We start from the raw sequence: 17,445 nt of genomic DNA, 5'->3' as shown, positions 1-17,445 counted from the left end.
AACCTCAGGATCCGGCCTGGACGCTCCGGTTCAGGGCGCTCCGGATCAGGGCGACCATGCGGTCGGAGCCGTCGCGCACCCCCGTGATCGCGGCCTTGCGCGCCATCTCGGCCACAGCCGGGCGGTCGGCGAGCAGGGGGAGCAGGTGCCCGTCGACCCAGCTGGGCACGAAGTCCGCGTCGTCCACCAGGATGCCGCCGCCGGCCTCCACGACGCCCGCCGCGTTGAAGCGCTGCTCGCCGTTGCCGATCGGGAAGGGCACGTAGACGGCCGGGATGCCGAGGGCGGCGAACTCGCAGACCGTCGCGGCACCCGCGCGGGCGACGGCGAAGTCGGTGAGCGCGAACGCGAGGTCCATGCGGTCGCAGTAGTCGAGCAGCCGGTAGTGCTCGACGCCGGGATCGGTCAGCTCGCCGCGGCCGCCCTGGATGTGGAGCACCTGCCAGCCGGCGGCGGTGAGCTGCGCGGCGCGGTCGGCGATGGTGCCGTTGAGCCGGCGGGCGCCGAGCGAGCCTCCCGTGACCAGGAGGGTCGGCCGGTCGGCGGAGAGCCCGAACTCGGCGAGGGCGGCCGGGCGGGCGGCCTCCCTGTCGAGCTCCTCGATCTCTCGGCGCAGCGGCATCCCGACGAACCGGGCGTGCCGCAGCGGCGTGCCCTCGAACGCGACGCCGACCCACCGGGTGGACCGGGCGCCGAGCCGGTTGGCGAGCCCGGGCCGGGCGTTCGCCTCGTGCAGCGCGTACGGGATGCGCGCGCTGCGGGCCGCCGAGTAGGCGGGCGCGGCCGCGTAGCCGCCGAAGCCGACCACGACGTCGATGCCGCGCTCGCGGATCAGGTCGGTCACTGAGCGCACCGCACGGCGGTACTCCCCCGGGAAGCGCAGCGCCGCGCCGTTCGGGCGGCGCGGGAACGGCAGCTTCGGGATCGTCGCGAGCTCGTAGCCGCGGGCCGGGACGAGCCGCGCCTCCAGCCCCTCCTTCGTGCCGAGGACCACGACCTCAGCGGACGGGTCGTCGCGGCGCAGACGGTCGGCGACGGCGAGCAGCGGGTTGACGTGGCCGGCGGTCCCACCACCGGCCAGGAGGTAGCGGCTCACAGGGCGCTGCCGGCGGCGCGACGGGCGTCGCGTGCGTTCTGGCGGGCGAAGGACATCACGATGCCGATTGCGATCATGGAACTGATCATCGCAGTCCCTCCCGCAGAGATCAGTGGGAGCGGCACGCCGAGCACCGGGATGACGCCGAGCACGACGGCGATGTTCACGAACGCCTGGAAGATCAGCCACACCATGATCGCCGCGGTCGTGACGCGCGGGAAGGTGTCGGTGGAGGCGTGGATGATCCGCAGGAAGACGATGGCGAGCATCACGAACAGCAGCAGCACCACGATCGCGCCGATGAGGCCGAGCTCCTCGCCGATGATGGCGAAGATGAAGTCGGTGTCGGCGGCGGGCAGCCACGACCACTTCGAGTGCGAGTTGCCGAGGCCCACGCCGAACACGCCGCCGGAGGCGAGGGCGTAGAAGCCGTTGTCGATCTGCCAGTTGACGTCCGGGTTCGCGGCGCTCGTGCCGCCGAACAGCGCCGCGATGCGCCCCATCCGGCTGGCGCTCGACATCGCCACGACGACCGCGACGATCGCGACGCCGACGAGGCCGGTGAACAGGTAGCGCAGGCGCACGCCGGCGAAGTAGAGGCCGCCGAGGACGAACGCCGACATGACGATGGTCGTGCCGAGGTCGCCGCCGAGCACGACGACGCCGATGGCGCCGCCCGCGATCGGGAGCACCGGCAGCGCGACGTGCCGCCAGTCGTCCAGGAGGTCCTGCTTGCGGGCCAGGACGACGCCCAGCCAGATGACGAGTGCGATCTTGATCGCCTCCGACGGCTGGCCGACGAACCCGCCGATGCGGATCCAGTTGCGGTTGCCGCCGATCTCCACGCCGAGCGGTGTCACCAGCACCAGGAACTGCAGGAAGCAGGCCGCGCCGAGGATGAACCAGATCGAGCGCTTCCAGAAGGTCATCGGGATGCGCGAGACGATGAACATCAGCGGCAGGCCGATGAGGGCGTACATGCCCTGCGACCAGAACCGCGAGAAGAAGTTGTCGGTGTCGTTGTGCGACTCGACCGCGGACGACGAGAGCACCATGACGAGCCCGAACACGACCATGAAGAGCGTGATGCCGAGCAGCAGGAAGTAGTCGGAGGACTCGCTGTTCATCGCACGGCCGAGCGAGATGCGGGTGGAGAAGCCGCGGGAGTCCGCGGACTGCCCGGGCTGCTCCGGCTGCTCGCGCGGGTCAGGCCCCCGGCGGACGCGAGGCGGGCTCGTCGTCATCCGCCTCACCTCCAAAGAACTCGTTGACGGCCGCCTGGAAGAGGCGCCCGCGCTCGGCGTAGTCGGCGAACTGGTCCATCGACGCCGCCGCCGGTGCGAGCAGGACGGTGTCCCCCTCGCGGGCGAGACCGCCGGCCAGCCGAACCGCCAGCGGCATGACCCCCTCAGTCTCGTCGGCCTCCACCTCCAGCACCGGCAGCCCGGGGGCGTGTCGCTCGAATGCCGCCAGCAGGGCGGCGCGGTCGACCCCGATCAGGACCGCCCCGCGCAGCCGCTCGGCATGCGACGCCACGAGCTGGTCGATGTCGACGCCCTTGAGGAGGCCGCCGACCACCCAGACGACGGACGGGTACGCGCGCAGCGACGCGTCGGCGGCGTGCGGGTTCGTGGCCTTGGAGTCGTCCACCCAGCTCACGCCGGCCTCCACCCGCACCAGCTCGATGCGGTGGGCGTCGAGGCGGAACGCGGTGAGCACGTCGCGGATGACCTGCGGCTCGACGCCGTAGGAGCGGGCGAGGGCGCTGGCGGCGAGGATGTTGGCGACGACGTGGGGGGCGGCGAGGCCGGCCTCCGCCAGCTCGTCGAGGGTGGTCAGCTCGATGGCGCTGTTGCGGCGGTCCTCCAGGAAGGCGCGGTCGCAGAGGATGCCGTCCACGATGCCGAAGTCGCTCGGGCCGGGGATGTCGAGTCCGAAGCCGATGGCGCGGGCGCCCTCGATCACCTCGGCCTCCTCGACCATGCGCAGGGTGTTCTGGTCGGCCCGGTTGTACACGCAGGCGACCTGGGCGTTGTCGTAGACCTTGGCCTTGGCGGCGATATACGCCTCCAGCGAGCCGTGCCAGTCGAGGTGGTCGTCGGCGATGTTCAGGCAGGCGGCCGAATACGGGGAGAGCTCCCCGCCGCGGTTCCGGTTGACCCAGTGGAGCTGGTAGCTCGACAACTCCACCACCAGCACATCGAAGCCCTGCGGGTCGCGGATGGCGTCGAGCACCGGCACCCCGATGTTGCCGCACGGCGCGACGCGGGAACCGCCGGCGAGCAGCATGGTCGCGGTCAGCTGGACGGTCGTGGTCTTGCCGTTGGTGCCGGTGACGCAGATCCAGTCCGCGGGCTCGCCGACCTTGTCGCGCAGCCGCCAGGCCAGCTCGATGTCGCCCCAGACCGTGAGTTCGCTCCGGTCGGCCCAGAGCAGCAGCGGGTGGTCCCAGTGGAAGCCGGGCGAGACGACGACGAGCTCGGGGTCGAACTCCAGGAGCCGCGCGGGCGGCGTGCTGAGGTCCGGCTCCTCCAGCAGCTCGGCGCCGATGACCTCCAGCAGCATGGCGCGCTCGGCGTCGGCGCGGGAGGCCACGACCAGCACCTCGGCGCCCAGCTCCGCGAGCGTGTCGGCGACGGAGAAGCCGGTGACGCCGAGTCCGAACACGGCGACCCGCAGCCCCGACCAGTCGTGGTGCCAGCTGGTGAGCGCCTCCAGACGCTCGCGCGACTCGCTCACGTTGCGAGCCATTCGAGGTAGAACGACCCGACGCCGGCCGCGACGAGGAGGCCGCCGATGATCCAGAACCGGACCACGACCGTCACCTCCGCCCAGCCTTTCAGCTCGAAGTGATGGTGGATCGGGCTCATCAGGAAGATGCGCCTGCCGCGCGTGACCTTGAAGTACGCCCGTTGGACGATCACCGAGCCCGCCTCGATCACGAACAGGCCGCCGATGAGGATCAGCAGCAGCTCGGTGCGGCTGAGGATCGCGAGCGCCGCGACCGCGCCGCCGAGGGCGAGCGAGCCGGTGTCGCCGAGGAAGATCTGCGCGGGCGAGGTGTTCCACCAGAGGAACCCGACCACGGCTCCCACGATCGCCGTCGCGACGATCGCCAGGTCGAACGGATCGCGCACGTCGTAGCACTTGGCGAGGTTCTCGGGATTGAGGTTGGGGCTCGCGCAGGACTGGATCGACTGCCAGAACCCGATGATGATGTACGCGCCGATGGCGAGGATGCTCGCGCCGGAGGCAAGGCCGTCCAGACCGTCCGTGACGTTCACGCCGTTGGAGGTCGCCGCGACCAGGAAGTTGATCCAGATCAGGTAGAGGCCGTACCCGACGAGCACGCCGATCACGCCGAACTTGGTGATCGCGCCGAAGTCGATGGGCAGATCGCGGATGAACGAGACGCTCATCGTCGCGGGCGTGTAGCCGCGCCCGTCCGGGAACCGGACGGCGAGGAACGCCCAGACGGTCGCCACGATCACCTGTCCGGCGACCTTCGCCCAGCCGGTCAGGCCGAGGCTGCGCTCGCGCCGGGTCTTGAGGAAGTCGTCCACGAACCCGACCACGCCGAGGCCGACCATCAGGAACAGCACCAGGAGCGCGGAGACGCTCGTCTCGTCGCCCGTCAGCAGCAGAGCGGTGAAGTAGCCGAACAGCGTGCCGAGGATGACGACGATGCCGCCCATCGTGGCCGTCCCGCGCTTGGCGTGGTGGCTCTGCGGCCCGTCGTCGCGGATGAACTGGCCCCACTGGAGCCGCCGGAAGAGCCGGATGAAGAGCGGCGTCAGGAACAGCGTGAACGCCATCGCCAGCGCGCCGGAGGTCAGAAGGGCTCTCACGAGAAGAATTCTCCCAGTCGGTCGCCGAGGAAGCGCAGCCCCGCCGAGTTGGAGGACTTGACGAGCACCGTGTCCCCGGAGCGGAGCGCCCCGCTGAGATGGTCGAACGCCGCGTCCTGGGTCTCGAAGTACAGGGACTCCCCGTCCCACGAGCCCTCGTTGATGGCGGTGATGTGCATGCGCCGCGCGGACGGGCCGACGATGACGAGCTGGTCGATACCGAGCCGGACGGCGAGCAGGCCGATGCGGTCGTGCTCCTCGCCGGAGAACTCGCCCAGCTCGCTCATCTCGCCGAGGACGGCGATGGTGCGCTCCCCCGGCTCGGCGATCTGGGCCAGCGTCTTGATCGCGGCGGCCATGGAGTCCGGGCTCGCGTTGTACGCGTCGTTGATGACGGTGACGCCGCGGGCGCCGCCCATGACCTCCATCCGCCAGCGCTCGGCGCGCTGGACGGTCTCCAGGGCGCTCACGATCGTGTCGATGTCCACGCCGAGGGTGTGCGCGGCGGCTGCGGCGGCCAGCGCGTTCATGACGTGGTGCTCGCCGAGCACGCGGAACTGCACGGGACGCGACTCCCCCGTGCCCTCGCCGCCGTCGGCCGGCGGGAGGTGCAGCACGAACGACGTGCCGCGCGCGGTCGAGCGCACGTCGGTGGCTCGCACGGCGGCGCGGTCGTCCAGGCCGAACCACAGGACGCGGGCGAGGGTCTTGTCGGCCATCGAGGCGACGCGCGGGTCGTCCAGGTTGAGCACGGCGACGTCGGACTCCAGGAGGTCGCTGACCATCTCGGTCTTGGCGGCGAGGGTCTTCTCGATGCCGCCGAACTCGCCGGCGTGCGCGAGGCCCACCTTGAGGACGATGCCGATGTCGGGCCGGGCCATCCGGACCAGCCGCGCGATCTCCCCGATGCCGCTCGCGCCCATCTCGGCGACGAGGTACTGGGTCTCCTCGGTGACCTCCAGCATCGTGACCGGGGCGCCGACCTCGTTGTTGAACGAGGCGCGCGGGGCGATGGTCGGGCCGAGCCGCTCCAGGATGGCGCGCAGCAGGTTCTTGGTGGTCGTCTTGCCGTTGGAGCCGGTGACGCCGACGATCTTCAGCGTGCCGAGCGCGCGGACGCGGGCGATCACCTCGGTGGCGAGGTCGCCGAGGGCCACGACCGTGTCCTCGACGAGGAGCTGCGGGACCGGCAGGTCGAGGGCGTGGTCGACGACCAGGAGGGCCGCGCCGGCCTCCACGGCCTGCGGGGCGAACAGGTGGCCGTCGGTGACCTCTCCGGGCTTGGCGAAGAAGAGCGTGCCGGGCACGACCTCCCGGGAGTCGGTGGTGGAGAGCCCGGTCACGACGGTCTCCGGGGTCGCCCCGGTGCCGTCGAGTAGGAGCGTACCGCGGGTGGCGGCCGCGACCTCGGCGAGGGTGAGCGCGATCATCAGAGCCACCCGGCCTCTCGGAGCGCGAGCCGTGCGTCGTCGCGGGCGGAGTACGGGAGGCGCTGCCCGGCGACCTCCTGGTAGTCCTCATGGCCGGGACCCGCGTAGAGCACCACGTCGCCGTCGCCGGCGAGCGAGAGCGCCGTGCGGAACGCGGCGCGGGGGTCGGCCACCTCGTAGAGCTCGGCGGCGGGCACGGCGGTGCGCGCGCCGTCGAGCAGCGCGGCGCGGATCAGGGCCGGGTCCTCCGAGCGCGGGTGGAAGTCGGTGATGACCACCGCGTCGGCTCCGCGCGCGGCGATCGCGCCCATGTCGGCGCGCTTGGTGGTGTCGCGGTCGCCGTCGGCGCCGAAGACCATGACGATCCGGCCGTCGGTCACCCGGCGCAGCGCGCCGAGCAGCGACAGGAAGGCGTCGGGCGTGTGCCCGTAGTCGATGAGGACGACCGGGCCGCGGTCGCCCGAGAGGCGCTCGGTGCGGCCGGGGACGTAGGCGTCGATCCCGCCGTCGCGCTCCAGCGCCGCGCCGATGGCGTCGAGGTCGTAGCCGGACTCCACCAGCATGACGATCGCGAGCGCCGCGTTGGCGGCGTTGTAGGCGCCGAGCAGCGGCACGCTGGTCTCCAGGCGGCGGCCGTCCGGGCCGGCGAGCTCGAAGACCGTCTCGGCGATGGTCTCCTCGATCACGGTCAGCGTCCAGTCGGCGTCGACGCCCGGCACGCTCGCGAGCGTGGAGACCGGGATGCGGGACTGCTCGACCAGCGCGCGGCCCCACTCGGAGTCCACCGTGACGACGCCGCGGCGGGCGCGGTCGGGCTGGAACAGCTCCAGCTTGGCCGCGAAGTAGTCGTCCATCGCGGCGTAGTCGTCGAGGTGGTCGTGGCTCAGGTTGGTGAAGCCGACGACGTCGAACTCGATGCCGTCGACGCGGTGCCGGCTGAGCGCCTGCGCGGAGACCTCGACCGCGACCGCGCGGACGCCCTCCTCGCGCATCCGGGCCAGCAGCGCGTGCAGTTCGCTGGCCTCCGGGGTGGTCAGCTTGCTGGTGATCGCGTGCTCGCCGATGCGGCGCTCGGCGGTCGAGGACAGGCCGGCGACCACGCCGAGCTGGCCCAGGATGCCGTAGAGCAGGTAGACGACGCTGGTCTTGCCGTTGGTGCCGGTGACGCCGAACAGCGTGGCCGAGTTCTCGTCGGTGCGGTAGATCCAGGCGGCCACGGCGCCGAGGGCGGCGCGCGGGTCGGGCGTCACGATGACGGGGACGCCCGCGTCGGCTGCGAGCTCCTCGCCCGCCGCGTCGGTCAGGACCGCGACGGCGCCCGCCTCGACGGCGGCGGCGGCGTAGCTCGCGCCGTGCGCGTTCTTGCCGGGCACGCCGACGTACAGGTCGCCCGGCTCGACCGCCGAGCTCGCGAGGGCCGCACCGGTGACCTCGACGGCGTCGAGGTCTCCCCGGACATCCAGCCCGAACTCCGCGACCAGCTGAGCGAGCGGGCGGGCGACGGGATGCTCGGGGCGCAGGGAGGAGGGCGCCGGTCCTGTCACGGGGCTCACTTTCAGTCGGGGGTTCTGGTGTCGGAGACGGTCTCAGGCGACGGCGTCCCGGTCGGGGTTCAGTAGTAGGGCGGGTAGTCTGCCGGGCTCGACGTCGAGGGCTTCACCCGGTAGGTCTTCAGCACCTGGCTCATGATCGTGTGGAACAGCGGAGCGGCGGCAGCCGACGAAGTAATGGTAGTCGGGAACCCGAGGTTGACCGAAACGACGTACTGCGGATCGTCCACCGGAGCGACCCCCATCACCGACACGTAGTAGGACGGCAGATAGCCGCCCTTGCCGTCCGGCTGCTGGGCCGTACCGGTCTTCGCGGCGACGTTGTAGCCGGGGATCTTGAGCTGCTTCGCGAGCTCGCCCTGCGTGGTGACCGACTCCAGCATCCCGAGCGTCGTGCTGGCCGCTTCGGGCGAGACGACCTTCACCGGGGTCGGCTTCGGGGCGTCGGTGACGGTCCCGTCGGCCTGCTTGCAGCCCTCGACCATCGTCAGCGGGATGCGGGTGCCGCCGTTGGCCAGCGCCTGGTAGGCGCTCACCATCTGGAGCTGGGTGGTCGAGACGCCCTGGCCGAACATCGTCGCGTACTTGGTCTGGTCGTCCCAGTCCTTGACCGGGTTCAGGATGCCGGAGGACTGGCCCGGGTACGGCAGGCCGGTGTCGTCGCCGATCCCGAACTTCTTGAGGTAGTCGTACCGGGTCTGGTCGGTGAGCGCGCGGCCGAGCTGCGACATGCCGGTGTTGGACGAGTTCATCAGCACACCGGTGAGGGTCAGCCGCTCCGGCGCGTGATAGCCCGAGTCGTGCAGGTCGGCGCCGTTGCCCGACTTCCACTCGTAGGGCGCGAGCACCTGGCTGGCCGGCGTCGCCTTGCCCTGGTCGATGAGCATGGCGGCGGTGAGCGCCTTGAAGGTCGAGCCGGGCTCGCGCGGGTCGGTGAGCGACTGGAGGCGCCAGTACGACGGGTCGGTGGCGTCGATGTTGTTGGGGTCGAGCGCGGGCCACTGGGCGATCGCCTTGATCTTGCCGGTCTTCGCCTCCGCCACGGTCACGAAGCCGAACTTCGAGCCGGTCGCCGTGACCTGCTGGGCCAGCGTCTGCTCGGCGAACCACTGCAGGTCGCTGTCGACCGTGAGCTCCAGGGTGCCGCCGTCCTTCGCCTTCTGCTGCACGACCGTGCTGCCGGGGATGGCGACCCCGTCCGCGCCCCGTTGGTAGGTCTCCAGGCCGTTCTTGCCGGCCAGGCAGCCGTTCTCGCTCTCCTCCAGGCCGCCGTTGCCGCCCTGTGAGACGTAGCCGATCAGGTTGCCGGCGACGGCGCCGTTCGGGTAGCTGCGCGCCTGCGACTTGCCGAAGGTGAGCCACGGGTACGGCAGCTTGTCGAGCTTGTCGAAGGTGGTCACGTCCATGCCCGACTTGATCAGCACGTACTTGGACTTGGCGTTCGCCTTCAGCGCGTCGTCGAACAGCTTCACCACCGCGTCGCCGCCCTGGCCGGTGATCTCGCCGATCTTGGCGGCGGCCTCCACCATCTTGTCGCGGCCGCCGGCGATCGCGTCGGACGGCGAGGCCTGCGCGGTGTAGGTGTAGATCGTGGTCGCCAGGATCTTGCCGCTCGCGTCGACGATGTCGCCGCGGTTGCCGTAGAGGGTGTTGGAGTCCTCCTTGGCGTTGACCGACGCCTTCTGCAGCTCGTCGGCGCGGACCACCTGGATGTCGACCAGCTTGCCGCCGAGGATGGCGACGAAGGCGGCGACCGCCACGACGGTGAGGGCCGTCCGCCTCCGCAGCATCTTCCTGTTGATCACGCCCCGCGTCCGTCCCGTCGCGTCGTCAGTGCGTCACCGGTGTCGGCAACGCTCCCTGCAACGGTACGGAGGGCTTCGCCGGAGTCGTGGACGCCGCACCTGCGCTTGCGGAACTCCCAGCTTGGGCCGCGCCCGCAGCCGCCGCGGGAGCCCCGGTCACGGTCACCCCGGGCGCCGCCGCGAGCGGCACGCCGTTGAGCTGCGAGTTCGGGACCAGGTTGCCCTGGCCTCCCGTCACGGTGCCGGCCGCGCCGGTCGCCGCGAGGGGCGCGCCGAGGACCGCGCCGTCGGAGAGGCGCAGGTAGGCGGGGTTGCTGTTGCTCACCATGCCGAGCGCGTTCGCGTTGGCGGCGAGGTTCTGCGGCGAGGTCAGCCGGTTGAGGTCCTCCGAGGCGGCCTGGTAGCTGCGCTGGAGCTGCGTCTGCTGGTTCTGCAGCGAGCTGAGCTGGTAGGCGCCCTGGGAGACCCCGATGCTGAGCAGCAGCTGCGCGACCACGATCACGAGCAGCGAGGACACCGCGGTGACGGCGTAGACGGTGCGCGGACGCGCGCGGCGCTGGCTGCGGGTCGACACCACTTCCAGGTGGGAGCGGCGCTCGCGCGCCGGCTGCTCCGGCCGGTCGAGGAGCGGCGAGGGCGCGTCCAGCACGGGCGCGGTGGCCGCCGCGGACGCCGGGACGTGCCACGTCATCGTCGGACGCCTGCGGACGCCGGTCGCTCCGGTCGCTCCGGTCCGCTTGAAAGCTGTGTTGCTCACGAGTCCCTCCTCACTCGTTCGGCCGCGCGCAGGCGCACCGGGGTGGCCCTCGGGTTCGCGGCCTTCTCCTCGTCGTCCGCCAGCTCCGCGCCCCGGATCAGCAGCTTCAGCTGGGGCTTGTGCTCCGGCAGCTCGACGGGGAGCCCCGCCGGTGCGCTGGAGCGCGACCGCGTCTGCAGCTCGCGCTTGACGATGCGGTCCTCCAGCGACTGGTACGACTCCACGACGATGCGGCCGCCCACCGCCAGCGCGTCGATCGCGGCCGGGATGGCGCGCTCCAGCACGGCCAGCTCCTGGTTCACCTCGATGCGCAGCGCCTGGAAGACGCGCTTGGCCGGGTGCCCCTGCCGCTGCACCGCGGCGGGCGTGGCCTTCTGCAGGATGTCGACGAGCTGGCCGGAGCGGACGATCGGCGCGTTCTGCCGCTCCTCCACGATGCGGCGGGCGTAGCGGGCGGCGAGCTTCTCCTCGCCGTAGTCACGGAAGATGCGGCGCAGATCCGCCTCGGAGTAGGTGGCGAGCACGACCTCGGCCGTGAGGTCGCTCGTGCCGTCCATGCGCATGTCCAGCGGCGCGTCCTTGGAGTACGAGAAGCCGCGCTCCACGCGGTCGAGCTGCAGCGAGGACACGCCGAGGTCGAACAGCACGCCGTCGACGCGGTCGATGCCGAGCCCGTCGAGCGCCTCGCGGATGCCGTCGTACACGGTGTGGACGAGGTGCACGCGGTCGCCGAAGCGCGCCAGCCGCTCGCCGGCGATGGCCAGCGCCTCCTGGTCGCGGTCGAGGCCGACCAGGGTGACGCCGGGGAAGCGCTCCAGCACGCCGGCCGAGTGGCCGCCCATGCCGAGGGTCGCGTCCACGAAGACGGCGCCCGGCTCCTGGAGGGCGGGGCCGAGCAGCTCGATGCAGCGTTCGAGGAGGACGGGGGTGTGGATGTCGTCTGTCATGTCCGCACCCGGGAGGATCGGCTCCTGGTTCCGGATCCCCATCCATTCCGACCTGCCACCGGGGAAGTGGTGTCAGGGCGTATGGCTGGGAGTCCGGAACCAGGAGCTAGAACAGTCCCGGGATCACCTCCTCCTCCGTGTTCGCGAATGCCGCCTCCTGCTCGGCGAGGTACGTCTCCCACGCCTCCGCGTCCCAGATCTCGGCGCGGCTGCCCGCACCGATCACGACCAGGTCCCTGTCGAGACCCGCGTACGACCGCAACGAGGTCGGGACGGTGACCCGGTTCTGCTTGTCCGGGACCTCCGCGCTCGCCCCCGAGAGGAAGACGCGCAGGTAGTCGCGGGCCTGCTTGCTGGTCACCGGCGCCTGCCGGATCTTCTCGTGCAGCGATTCGAACTCGCGCTGCGAGAAGACGTAGACGCAGTGCTCCTGACCACGGGTCAGGACGAGTCCCGACGCGAGCTCATCCCGGAATTTGGCCGGCAGGATGATGCGCCCCTTGTCGTCGAGCTTGGGGGCATAGGTGCCGAGGAACATCGGTGCCACCCCCCACTCTCCCGGCCACGGTTGCGGTGTACCTCCACTTTACTCCACTCTCATCCACAAAATCAGCACCATCGGGAATTTTGCCCCGTTTAGGGGTGTTTTGGGCGCGGAATCACGCGGAAGAACGCGGTGGAGGGAAATGGAGGGTGAGAGCACTCCCGGGGAGCGCCGAGCGCACGAAAAAGGGCCGATCCGAAGATCGGCCCGAAAGGCGGGTGCGGAGTGGAGTGCGGTGGAGGGGCTACTGCTGCCCGTCCTGGCGCTTGTCCCAGCGGTCGTTCATGCGGTCCATGAAGCCGGGCTGGCCACGGGTCGGCTTGCCGGACGAGCCGGCGGCCGCTGCGTCGGGGTCGATCGCCACGCGCTTGCCCGGCGCGATGGCCAGGAGCACGCCGCCGAACATCACCACGAATCCGAGGATCCCGACGATGGGGAGCTGGACGAAGACGCCGGTCACGAGGACCGCAACGCCGATGACGGCGACGAGGATTCCGAGCACGATCGACCGGTACGCGGGGCGGGCCCGCTTGCCTCCGACCTTGGCCACGAAGTCCGCGTCGTTCTGGTAGAGACTGCGTTCCATCTCTTCGAGGAGGCGCTGCTCATGTTCTGAAAGCGGCATCCGGATCCCCCTCTTTCTAGCGGGTTCTAGGCGTTGTGTGGCCGATTGTAGCCGCACCACTCTGACTAGGCTATACGTGTGTCAGAAAGCATCCGGTTCGTCGACCTCATCCAGTCAAGAATCGATGGATTCTTCGATACGCGTGCATCCATTCTCGTCTCCATCGCGGATGAACTCGCCCCGATCGCGGCTTTTTCGAGGGATTTTCTCAGCGGCGGGAAGCGTTTCCGGGCGCTGTTCTGCTTCTGGGGCTGGCAGGCGGTGCGGACGGCGGGCGATGAGCCGGGCGACGCCGCCGCCGTGACCGCGGGGGGGCCGCTCGACGCGGTCGTCTCCGTCGCCTCGTCGCTGGAGCTGTTCCACGCCGCCGCACTCGTGCACGACGACCTCATCGACAACTCCGACACCCGCCGCGGCGCACCGTCGGCGCACCGCCGCTTCGAGCGGCTGCACGACCAGGAGGGCTGGCAGGGCTCGGGCGCGACCTTCGGCACCGGGGCGGCGACCCTGCTCGGCGACTACCTCCTCATCCTGAGCGACGAGCTCTTCGACGAGGGCCTGACCCAGACCGTGAGCGCGTCGGCGCGGCGGTCGGCGCGGGCCGAGTTCAATCGGATGCGCCTCGACGTCACCGCGGGCCAGTACCTCGACATCTTCGAGGAGATCGGCTGGGCCGGGCGCCCGGACGCCGACCAGCTCGCCAGGGCCGAGCGCGTCATCGTCTACAAGTCGGCCAAGTACTCCATCGAGTCGCCGCTGCTGATCGGCGCCAGCCTCGCCGGCGCGACGGTCGGCCAGCTCGACGCGCTCCGCCGCTTCGGCCTCCCGCTCGGCATCGCGTACCAGCTCCGCGACGACCTGCTCGGCGTGTTCGGCGACGCGGAGGTCACCGGCAAGCCGAGCGGCGACGACCTGCGCGAGGGCAAGCGCACCGTCCTCATCGCGCTCACCCGGCAGGCCGTCCCCGCCGGCGCGCGGGCGACCCTGGACGAGCTGCTCGGCGACCCCGACCTGACGCCGCAGCAGATCCAGACCCTCCAGATGACGATCCGGGACTCCGGCGCGGTCGAGAAGGTGGAGCGGATGATCGCGGACAACGTCGCGAGCGCGATCGAGGCCCTCGACGAGGCGCCGATCGGCCCGGCGGCGCGCGCCCAGCTGCGCGAACTCGCCGTGACGGTCACCCGTCGGGCGTCCTGACCGGAGTCGGATCAGGCCGGCGCGATCAGGCCAGCGCCTGGGCCACGCGGCGCACCTCGGCCTTGCGGCCGGCGCGCAGCGCCTCGATGGGGGCGGTGCCGAGGCTCTCCTCGTCGGCGAGCAGCCAGTCCACGGCCTCGTCGTCGTCGAAGCCGTTGTCCGCGAGCACGATGAGCGTGCCGTGCAGCTCGCCGAGCGGCTCGCCGTCCCGGAGGAAGAGGGCGGGGACCTTGAGGACGCCGTCGATGCGCTTCGCGGCGAGATGACGGTCCTCGATGAGGCGGCGGACACGGCTGACGCCGAGTCCGAGCTGCTCCACGAGGTCGGGGATGGTGAGCCACTCGGTGGCCTGGACCTGCTCGTTCACAGAGACAAGCGTGCCACGTCCGGCGGCCCTCCACATGATCCAGCGAATGTTACGGTTGTGTTAACTGTTGTCACAGCAGCCACATTGGTTGACTCCTTACTCACAGTGTGTCACCGTGGGCAACGGCTTTGTCACTCATAAGGGGGTCGACCATGTCTCTGAGCGAGAGCACCAACCGGCGGATGCTGGGCACGGTGCCGATCGCGATCGCCGGCTCCATCGCGGTGACGCTGAATCTGCTCGCCCCCGCGCAGGCCGCAACCGGCGAGGTGCGCGACCGCGCGCCGGAGAACCGGGCGCCGGGCACGGACACCATCCGCGCCGCAGCGCAGGAGGCCGTCACGGCCTCCCCCGGCCGGGTCGAGGTCGCGGCCGCCCCCGCCAGCTACCGGGTGCAGTCCGGCGACACCGTCTCCGGGATCGCCGCCCGCTTCGGCATGTCCACCGCCGCGGTGCTTGCGCTCAACGGGCTGAGCTGGAAGAGCCTGATCTTCCCGGGCCAGGTGCTCGCGCTGAGCGGTGCTCCGAAGCCCGCAGCTCCCGCCCCGGCGGCGCCCGCTCCGGCAGCGGCCCCCGCGCCGTCCGGGACGGCATACACCGTCGCGCGCGGCGACACCATCAGCGGCATCGCGGCCAAGTTCGGCCTCCGCACTTCCGCCGTCCTCGCCGCGAACGGCCTGAGCGGCGCGAGCATCATCTACCCGGGCCAGAAGCTCGCCATCCCCGGCATGACCACGGCGGCGGTGAACACGCCCATCGCGGCGCCGGCCCCTGTCGTCAGCGCCCCGGTCGTCACCGCGCCGGCCCCGGCGCCCTCCCCGGTCATCCAGCCGGGCCAGGTCGTCGCACTCAGCGACGAGATGCGGGTGAACGCGCAGCTGATCATCCGCATCGGCCACCAGGAGGGCGTCCCGGCCCAGGGCATCGTGATCGCGCTCGCGGCGGCGGCCCAGGAGTCCGGGCTGAAGAACGTGCGGTACGGCGACCGCGACTCCCTCGGCCTGTTCCAGCAGCGGCCGAGCACCGGCTGGGGGACCCCCGCCCAGGTGCTCGACCCGACCCGTGCGACCCTGGCCTTCTACGGCGGGGCGCACAACCCCAACAAGGGCCACACCCGCGGCCTCCTCGACATCCCCGGCTGGTCGTCGATGACCATCTCGCAGGCCGCCCAGGCGGTGCAGATCTCGGCCTTCCCGACCGCCTATGCGAAGTGGGAGACGTCGGCGCGCGCGTGGCTGGCGCAGCTCGGCTGACGCCGCGCGCCGCGCGAAGGTCACAGCCGGATCACAGCCCCGGCGCACACCGGTGTTTTGCAGGATTCACGGCCGCCCTGTTCCCTAGACTCGATCCGTGACCACGAGCCAGACCGACCCGATGATCGGCCGTCTTATCGACGGCCGCTATCAGGTGCGCTCGCGGATCGCCCGGGGCGGCATGGCGACGGTGTACCTCGCCACCGATCTGCGGCTGGAGCGACGCGTCGCGATCAAGGTCATGCACGGCCACCTCGCCGACGACAACACCTTCAAGAGCCGCTTCGTGCAGGAGGCCCGCTCCGCCGCCCGGCTCGCCCACCCGAACGTGGTCAACGTCTTCGACCAGGGCCAGGACTCCGACATGGCGTACCTGGTCATGGAGTACCTGCCCGGCATCACGCTGCGCGACCTGCTGAAGGACTACGGCAAGCTCACGCCCGAGCAGACCATCGACATCATGGAGGCCGTGCTCAGCGGCCTCGCCGCCGCCCACAAGGCCGGCATCGTGCACCGCGACCTGAAGCCCGAGAACGTCCTCCTCGCCGACGACGGCCGGATCAAGATCGGCGACTTCGGCCTCGCGCGCGCCGCGAGCGCCAACACGGCGACCGGGCAGGCCCTCCTGGGAACGATCGCCTACCTCTCCCCCGAGCTCGTCACCCGCGGCGTCGCCGACGCGCGCAGCGACATCTACGCGCTCGGCATCATGATGTACGAGATGCTCACCGGCACGCAGCCGTTCCACGGCGAGCAGCCGATGCAGATCGCGTACCAGCACGCCAACGACGCCGTCCCGGCGCCGAGCAGCGCCAACCCGGCCGTCCCGCCGGAGCTGGACGAGCTCGTGCTGTGGGCGACCGAGAAGGACCCGGACCGCCGGCCCACCGACGCCCGCGAGATGCTCGACCGGCTCCTGGAGGCCGAGAAGTCGATCCGCGGCGACGCGGTGATGCAGCCCACCATGGTGCTGTCACCCGCCTTCGACATGGCCGACGGCGACACCCAGATCATCAACCCCGCCATCCGGCAGCAGGTCGCGTCGAGCACGCCGACCGCGACGGAGACGCTGACCCAGGCCGCCAAGCGCCGACGCGGCAAGGGCTGGTGGCTGTTCGCGCTCGTGCTGGTGCTGGCGGCGGTCGCCGGAGGAACGGGCTGGTACTTCGGATCGGGTCCCGGCTCGTTCGTGACGGTGCCGAACGTCGTCTCGCAGCCGCCGGCCGCGGCGGCCACGACGCTGACGAACCTAGGCTTCAAGACCGTCCAGACGCAGGAGTACAGCATCACGGTCCCCACCGGGCAGGTGTCCAGCACCGACCCGAAGGCCGGGGCGTCGGCGAACCGCGGCAGCACCATCACGCTCCGCGTCTCGCAGGGCCCGAAGCCGGTGACCATCCCCGCCCTCGCCGGCGCGAGCGTCGACGCGGCGAAGTCCGCGATCACGGGGACCGGGGCGAAGGTCGGCGACGTCGCGCAGCAGTTCGACGCCAAGGTCCCGGCGAACACGGTCATCTCGGCGACCCGCGCCTCCGACGGCAGCGACATCTCCGGGGGCGGCGGCTACTTCCAGGCCGCGGCGGTGAACCTGGTCGTGTCGGTCGGGCCGATCCCGAACGTCTCGGGTAAGTCGGTCTCGTCCGCGACGGCCGCGCTCGAGAAGGTCGGCCTGCACGCCACCGCCGGGCCGCAGAGCTACAGCGACACGATCGACAAGGACGACGTCATCTCCGCCCAGGCGCAGAGCCAGCCGGTGCGCCCCGGCGACACGCTCGCGCTGGAGACCTCCCGCGGGCCCGCCCCGGTGCCGGTGCCCGACGTGGTCGGCCAGACCTGGGACAAGGCGAAGGCGGCGCTGCAGGCGGCGGGCTTCCAGAACATCAAGTACGACCACACCGCGGACGCCCTTCCCATGCTCGCGGTCGTGGCGACCGTCAGCCCCACACCGGGCACCGCGGTGGACAAGAGCTCCACGATCACCGTCACCTTCAAGCCGATCTTCGGCTGACGCTGGATCTCAACG

At 71.1% G+C, this 17,445-nt stretch carries 15 protein-coding genes; 3 read left to right on the top strand and 12 right to left on the bottom strand.

The window, feature by feature from the left end:
- Nucleotides 1-4: 4 nt before the first annotated feature.
- The 11 genes from ABCS02_RS06085 to ABCS02_RS06035 all read right to left on the bottom strand — a co-directional run bounded on the left by ABCS02_RS06085 (nucleotide 5) and on the right by ABCS02_RS06035 (nucleotide 12,602).
- A complete protein-coding gene (locus ABCS02_RS06085; protein ID WP_345834696.1) occupies nucleotides 5-1,096 on the bottom strand; it encodes a UDP-N-acetylglucosamine--N-acetylmuramyl-(pentapeptide) pyrophosphoryl-undecaprenol N-acetylglucosamine transferase in 1,092 nt (363 codons plus the stop codon).
- Nucleotides 1,093-2,340: a putative lipid II flippase FtsW gene (ftsW, locus tag ABCS02_RS06080; RefSeq protein WP_345834695.1), complete on the bottom strand. Its 1,248-nt coding sequence runs from the start codon at nucleotides 2,338-2,340 to the stop codon at nucleotides 1,093-1,095. The genes ABCS02_RS06085 and ftsW overlap by 4 nt, the downstream gene beginning before the upstream one ends.
- Complete coding sequence (gene murD / locus ABCS02_RS06075) at nucleotides 2,303-3,835, bottom strand: UDP-N-acetylmuramoyl-L-alanine--D-glutamate ligase (protein WP_345834694.1); 1,533 nt, start codon at nucleotides 3,833-3,835, stop codon at nucleotides 2,303-2,305. The genes ftsW and murD overlap by 38 nt, the downstream gene beginning before the upstream one ends.
- Nucleotides 3,832-4,944 (bottom strand): phospho-N-acetylmuramoyl-pentapeptide-transferase, encoded by a 1,113-nt coding sequence (gene mraY, locus ABCS02_RS06070; RefSeq protein WP_345834693.1) that lies wholly within the window; start codon nucleotides 4,942-4,944, stop codon nucleotides 3,832-3,834. The genes murD and mraY overlap by 4 nt, the downstream gene beginning before the upstream one ends.
- Complete coding sequence (gene murF / locus ABCS02_RS06065; protein WP_345835181.1) at nucleotides 4,941-6,374, bottom strand: UDP-N-acetylmuramoyl-tripeptide--D-alanyl-D-alanine ligase; 1,434 nt, start codon at nucleotides 6,372-6,374, stop codon at nucleotides 4,941-4,943. Before murF ends, mraY begins: the two co-directional genes overlap by 4 nt.
- Complete coding sequence (locus ABCS02_RS06060; protein ID WP_345834692.1) at nucleotides 6,374-7,918, bottom strand: UDP-N-acetylmuramoyl-L-alanyl-D-glutamate--2,6-diaminopimelate ligase; 1,545 nt, start codon at nucleotides 7,916-7,918, stop codon at nucleotides 6,374-6,376. Before ABCS02_RS06060 ends, murF begins: the two co-directional genes overlap by 1 nt.
- A 68-nt stretch (nucleotides 7,919-7,986) precedes the next feature.
- Nucleotides 7,987-9,729 (bottom strand): penicillin-binding protein 2, encoded by a 1,743-nt coding sequence (locus ABCS02_RS06055; RefSeq protein ID WP_345834691.1) that lies wholly within the window; start codon nucleotides 9,727-9,729, stop codon nucleotides 7,987-7,989.
- Nucleotides 9,730-9,754: 25 nt separating this feature from the next.
- A complete protein-coding gene (locus ABCS02_RS06050) occupies nucleotides 9,755-10,486 on the bottom strand; it encodes a hypothetical protein (protein WP_345834690.1) in 732 nt (243 codons plus the stop codon).
- Entirely contained in the window at nucleotides 10,483-11,433 is a 951-nt protein-coding gene (gene rsmH / locus ABCS02_RS06045) for a 16S rRNA (cytosine(1402)-N(4))-methyltransferase RsmH (protein WP_345834689.1), read from the bottom strand. Before rsmH ends, ABCS02_RS06050 begins: the two co-directional genes overlap by 4 nt.
- Before the next feature lie 106 nt (nucleotides 11,434-11,539).
- Nucleotides 11,540-11,971 carry a division/cell wall cluster transcriptional repressor MraZ gene (mraZ, locus tag ABCS02_RS06040; protein ID WP_345835180.1) on the bottom strand — a complete coding sequence of 144 codons (432 nt, stop codon included), beginning with the start codon at nucleotides 11,969-11,971 and terminating at the stop codon, nucleotides 11,540-11,542.
- A gap of 250 nt (nucleotides 11,972-12,221) precedes the next feature.
- On the bottom strand, nucleotides 12,222-12,602 hold the full coding sequence (locus tag ABCS02_RS06035; RefSeq protein ID WP_179605608.1) for a DUF3040 domain-containing protein: 381 nt from the start codon (nucleotides 12,600-12,602) through the stop codon (nucleotides 12,222-12,224).
- Nucleotides 12,603-12,680: 78 nt separating this feature from the next.
- Between ABCS02_RS06035 and ABCS02_RS06030 the strand changes: the two genes are divergently transcribed.
- On the top strand, nucleotides 12,681-13,802 hold the full coding sequence (locus ABCS02_RS06030) for a polyprenyl synthetase family protein (protein ID WP_345834688.1): 1,122 nt from the start codon (nucleotides 12,681-12,683) through the stop codon (nucleotides 13,800-13,802).
- A gap of 25 nt (nucleotides 13,803-13,827) precedes the next feature.
- Here the strand turns inward: ABCS02_RS06030 and ABCS02_RS06025 are convergent, their stop codons facing one another.
- Nucleotides 13,828-14,205 (bottom strand): Rv2175c family DNA-binding protein, encoded by a 378-nt coding sequence (locus tag ABCS02_RS06025; protein WP_345834687.1) that lies wholly within the window; start codon nucleotides 14,203-14,205, stop codon nucleotides 13,828-13,830.
- Nucleotides 14,206-14,321: 116 nt separating this feature from the next.
- On the opposite strand from ABCS02_RS06025, the gene ABCS02_RS06020 reads away from it, so the two are divergent.
- Both ABCS02_RS06020 and pknB read left to right on the top strand, forming a co-directional pair.
- The gene (locus ABCS02_RS06020) at nucleotides 14,322-15,422 is read left to right on the top strand and encodes a LysM peptidoglycan-binding domain-containing protein (protein ID WP_345834686.1); all 1,101 of its coding nucleotides are present in this window, start codon (nucleotides 14,322-14,324) and stop codon (nucleotides 15,420-15,422) included.
- A gap of 97 nt (nucleotides 15,423-15,519) precedes the next feature.
- Entirely contained in the window at nucleotides 15,520-17,430 is a 1,911-nt protein-coding gene (gene pknB, locus ABCS02_RS06015; RefSeq protein ID WP_345834685.1) for a Stk1 family PASTA domain-containing Ser/Thr kinase, read from the top strand.
- Nucleotides 17,431-17,445: the final 15 nt, after the last annotated feature.

It is taken from the genome of Microbacterium sp. X-17 (genome assembly GCF_039615055.1).
The sequence above is the reverse complement of the archived record's forward strand: the minus strand, read 5'-3'. Positions and strand labels throughout refer to the sequence as shown.

What these genes read in the sequence shown, in the direction of transcription:
- mraZ (WP_345835180.1), bottom strand. Translation starts at nt 11,971, where the DNA reads ATGTTCCTCGGCACCTATGCCCCCAAGCTCGACGACAAGGGGCGCATC.
- rsmH (WP_345834689.1), bottom strand. Translation starts at nt 11,433, where the DNA reads ATGACAGACGACATCCACACCCCCGTCCTCCTCGAACGCTGCATCGAG.
- ABCS02_RS06020 (WP_345834686.1), top strand. Translation starts at nt 14,322, where the DNA reads ATGTCTCTGAGCGAGAGCACCAACCGGCGGATGCTGGGCACGGTGCCG.
- ABCS02_RS06035 (WP_179605608.1), bottom strand. Translation starts at nt 12,602, where the DNA reads ATGCCGCTTTCAGAACATGAGCAGCGCCTCCTCGAAGAGATGGAACGC.
- ftsW (WP_345834695.1), bottom strand. Translation starts at nt 2,340, where the DNA reads ATGACGACGAGCCCGCCTCGCGTCCGCCGGGGGCCTGACCCGCGCGAG.
- ABCS02_RS06025 (WP_345834687.1), bottom strand. Translation starts at nt 14,205, where the DNA reads ATGTGGAGGGCCGCCGGACGTGGCACGCTTGTCTCTGTGAACGAGCAG.
- murF (WP_345835181.1), bottom strand. Translation starts at nt 6,374, where the DNA reads ATGATCGCGCTCACCCTCGCCGAGGTCGCGGCCGCCACCCGCGGTACG.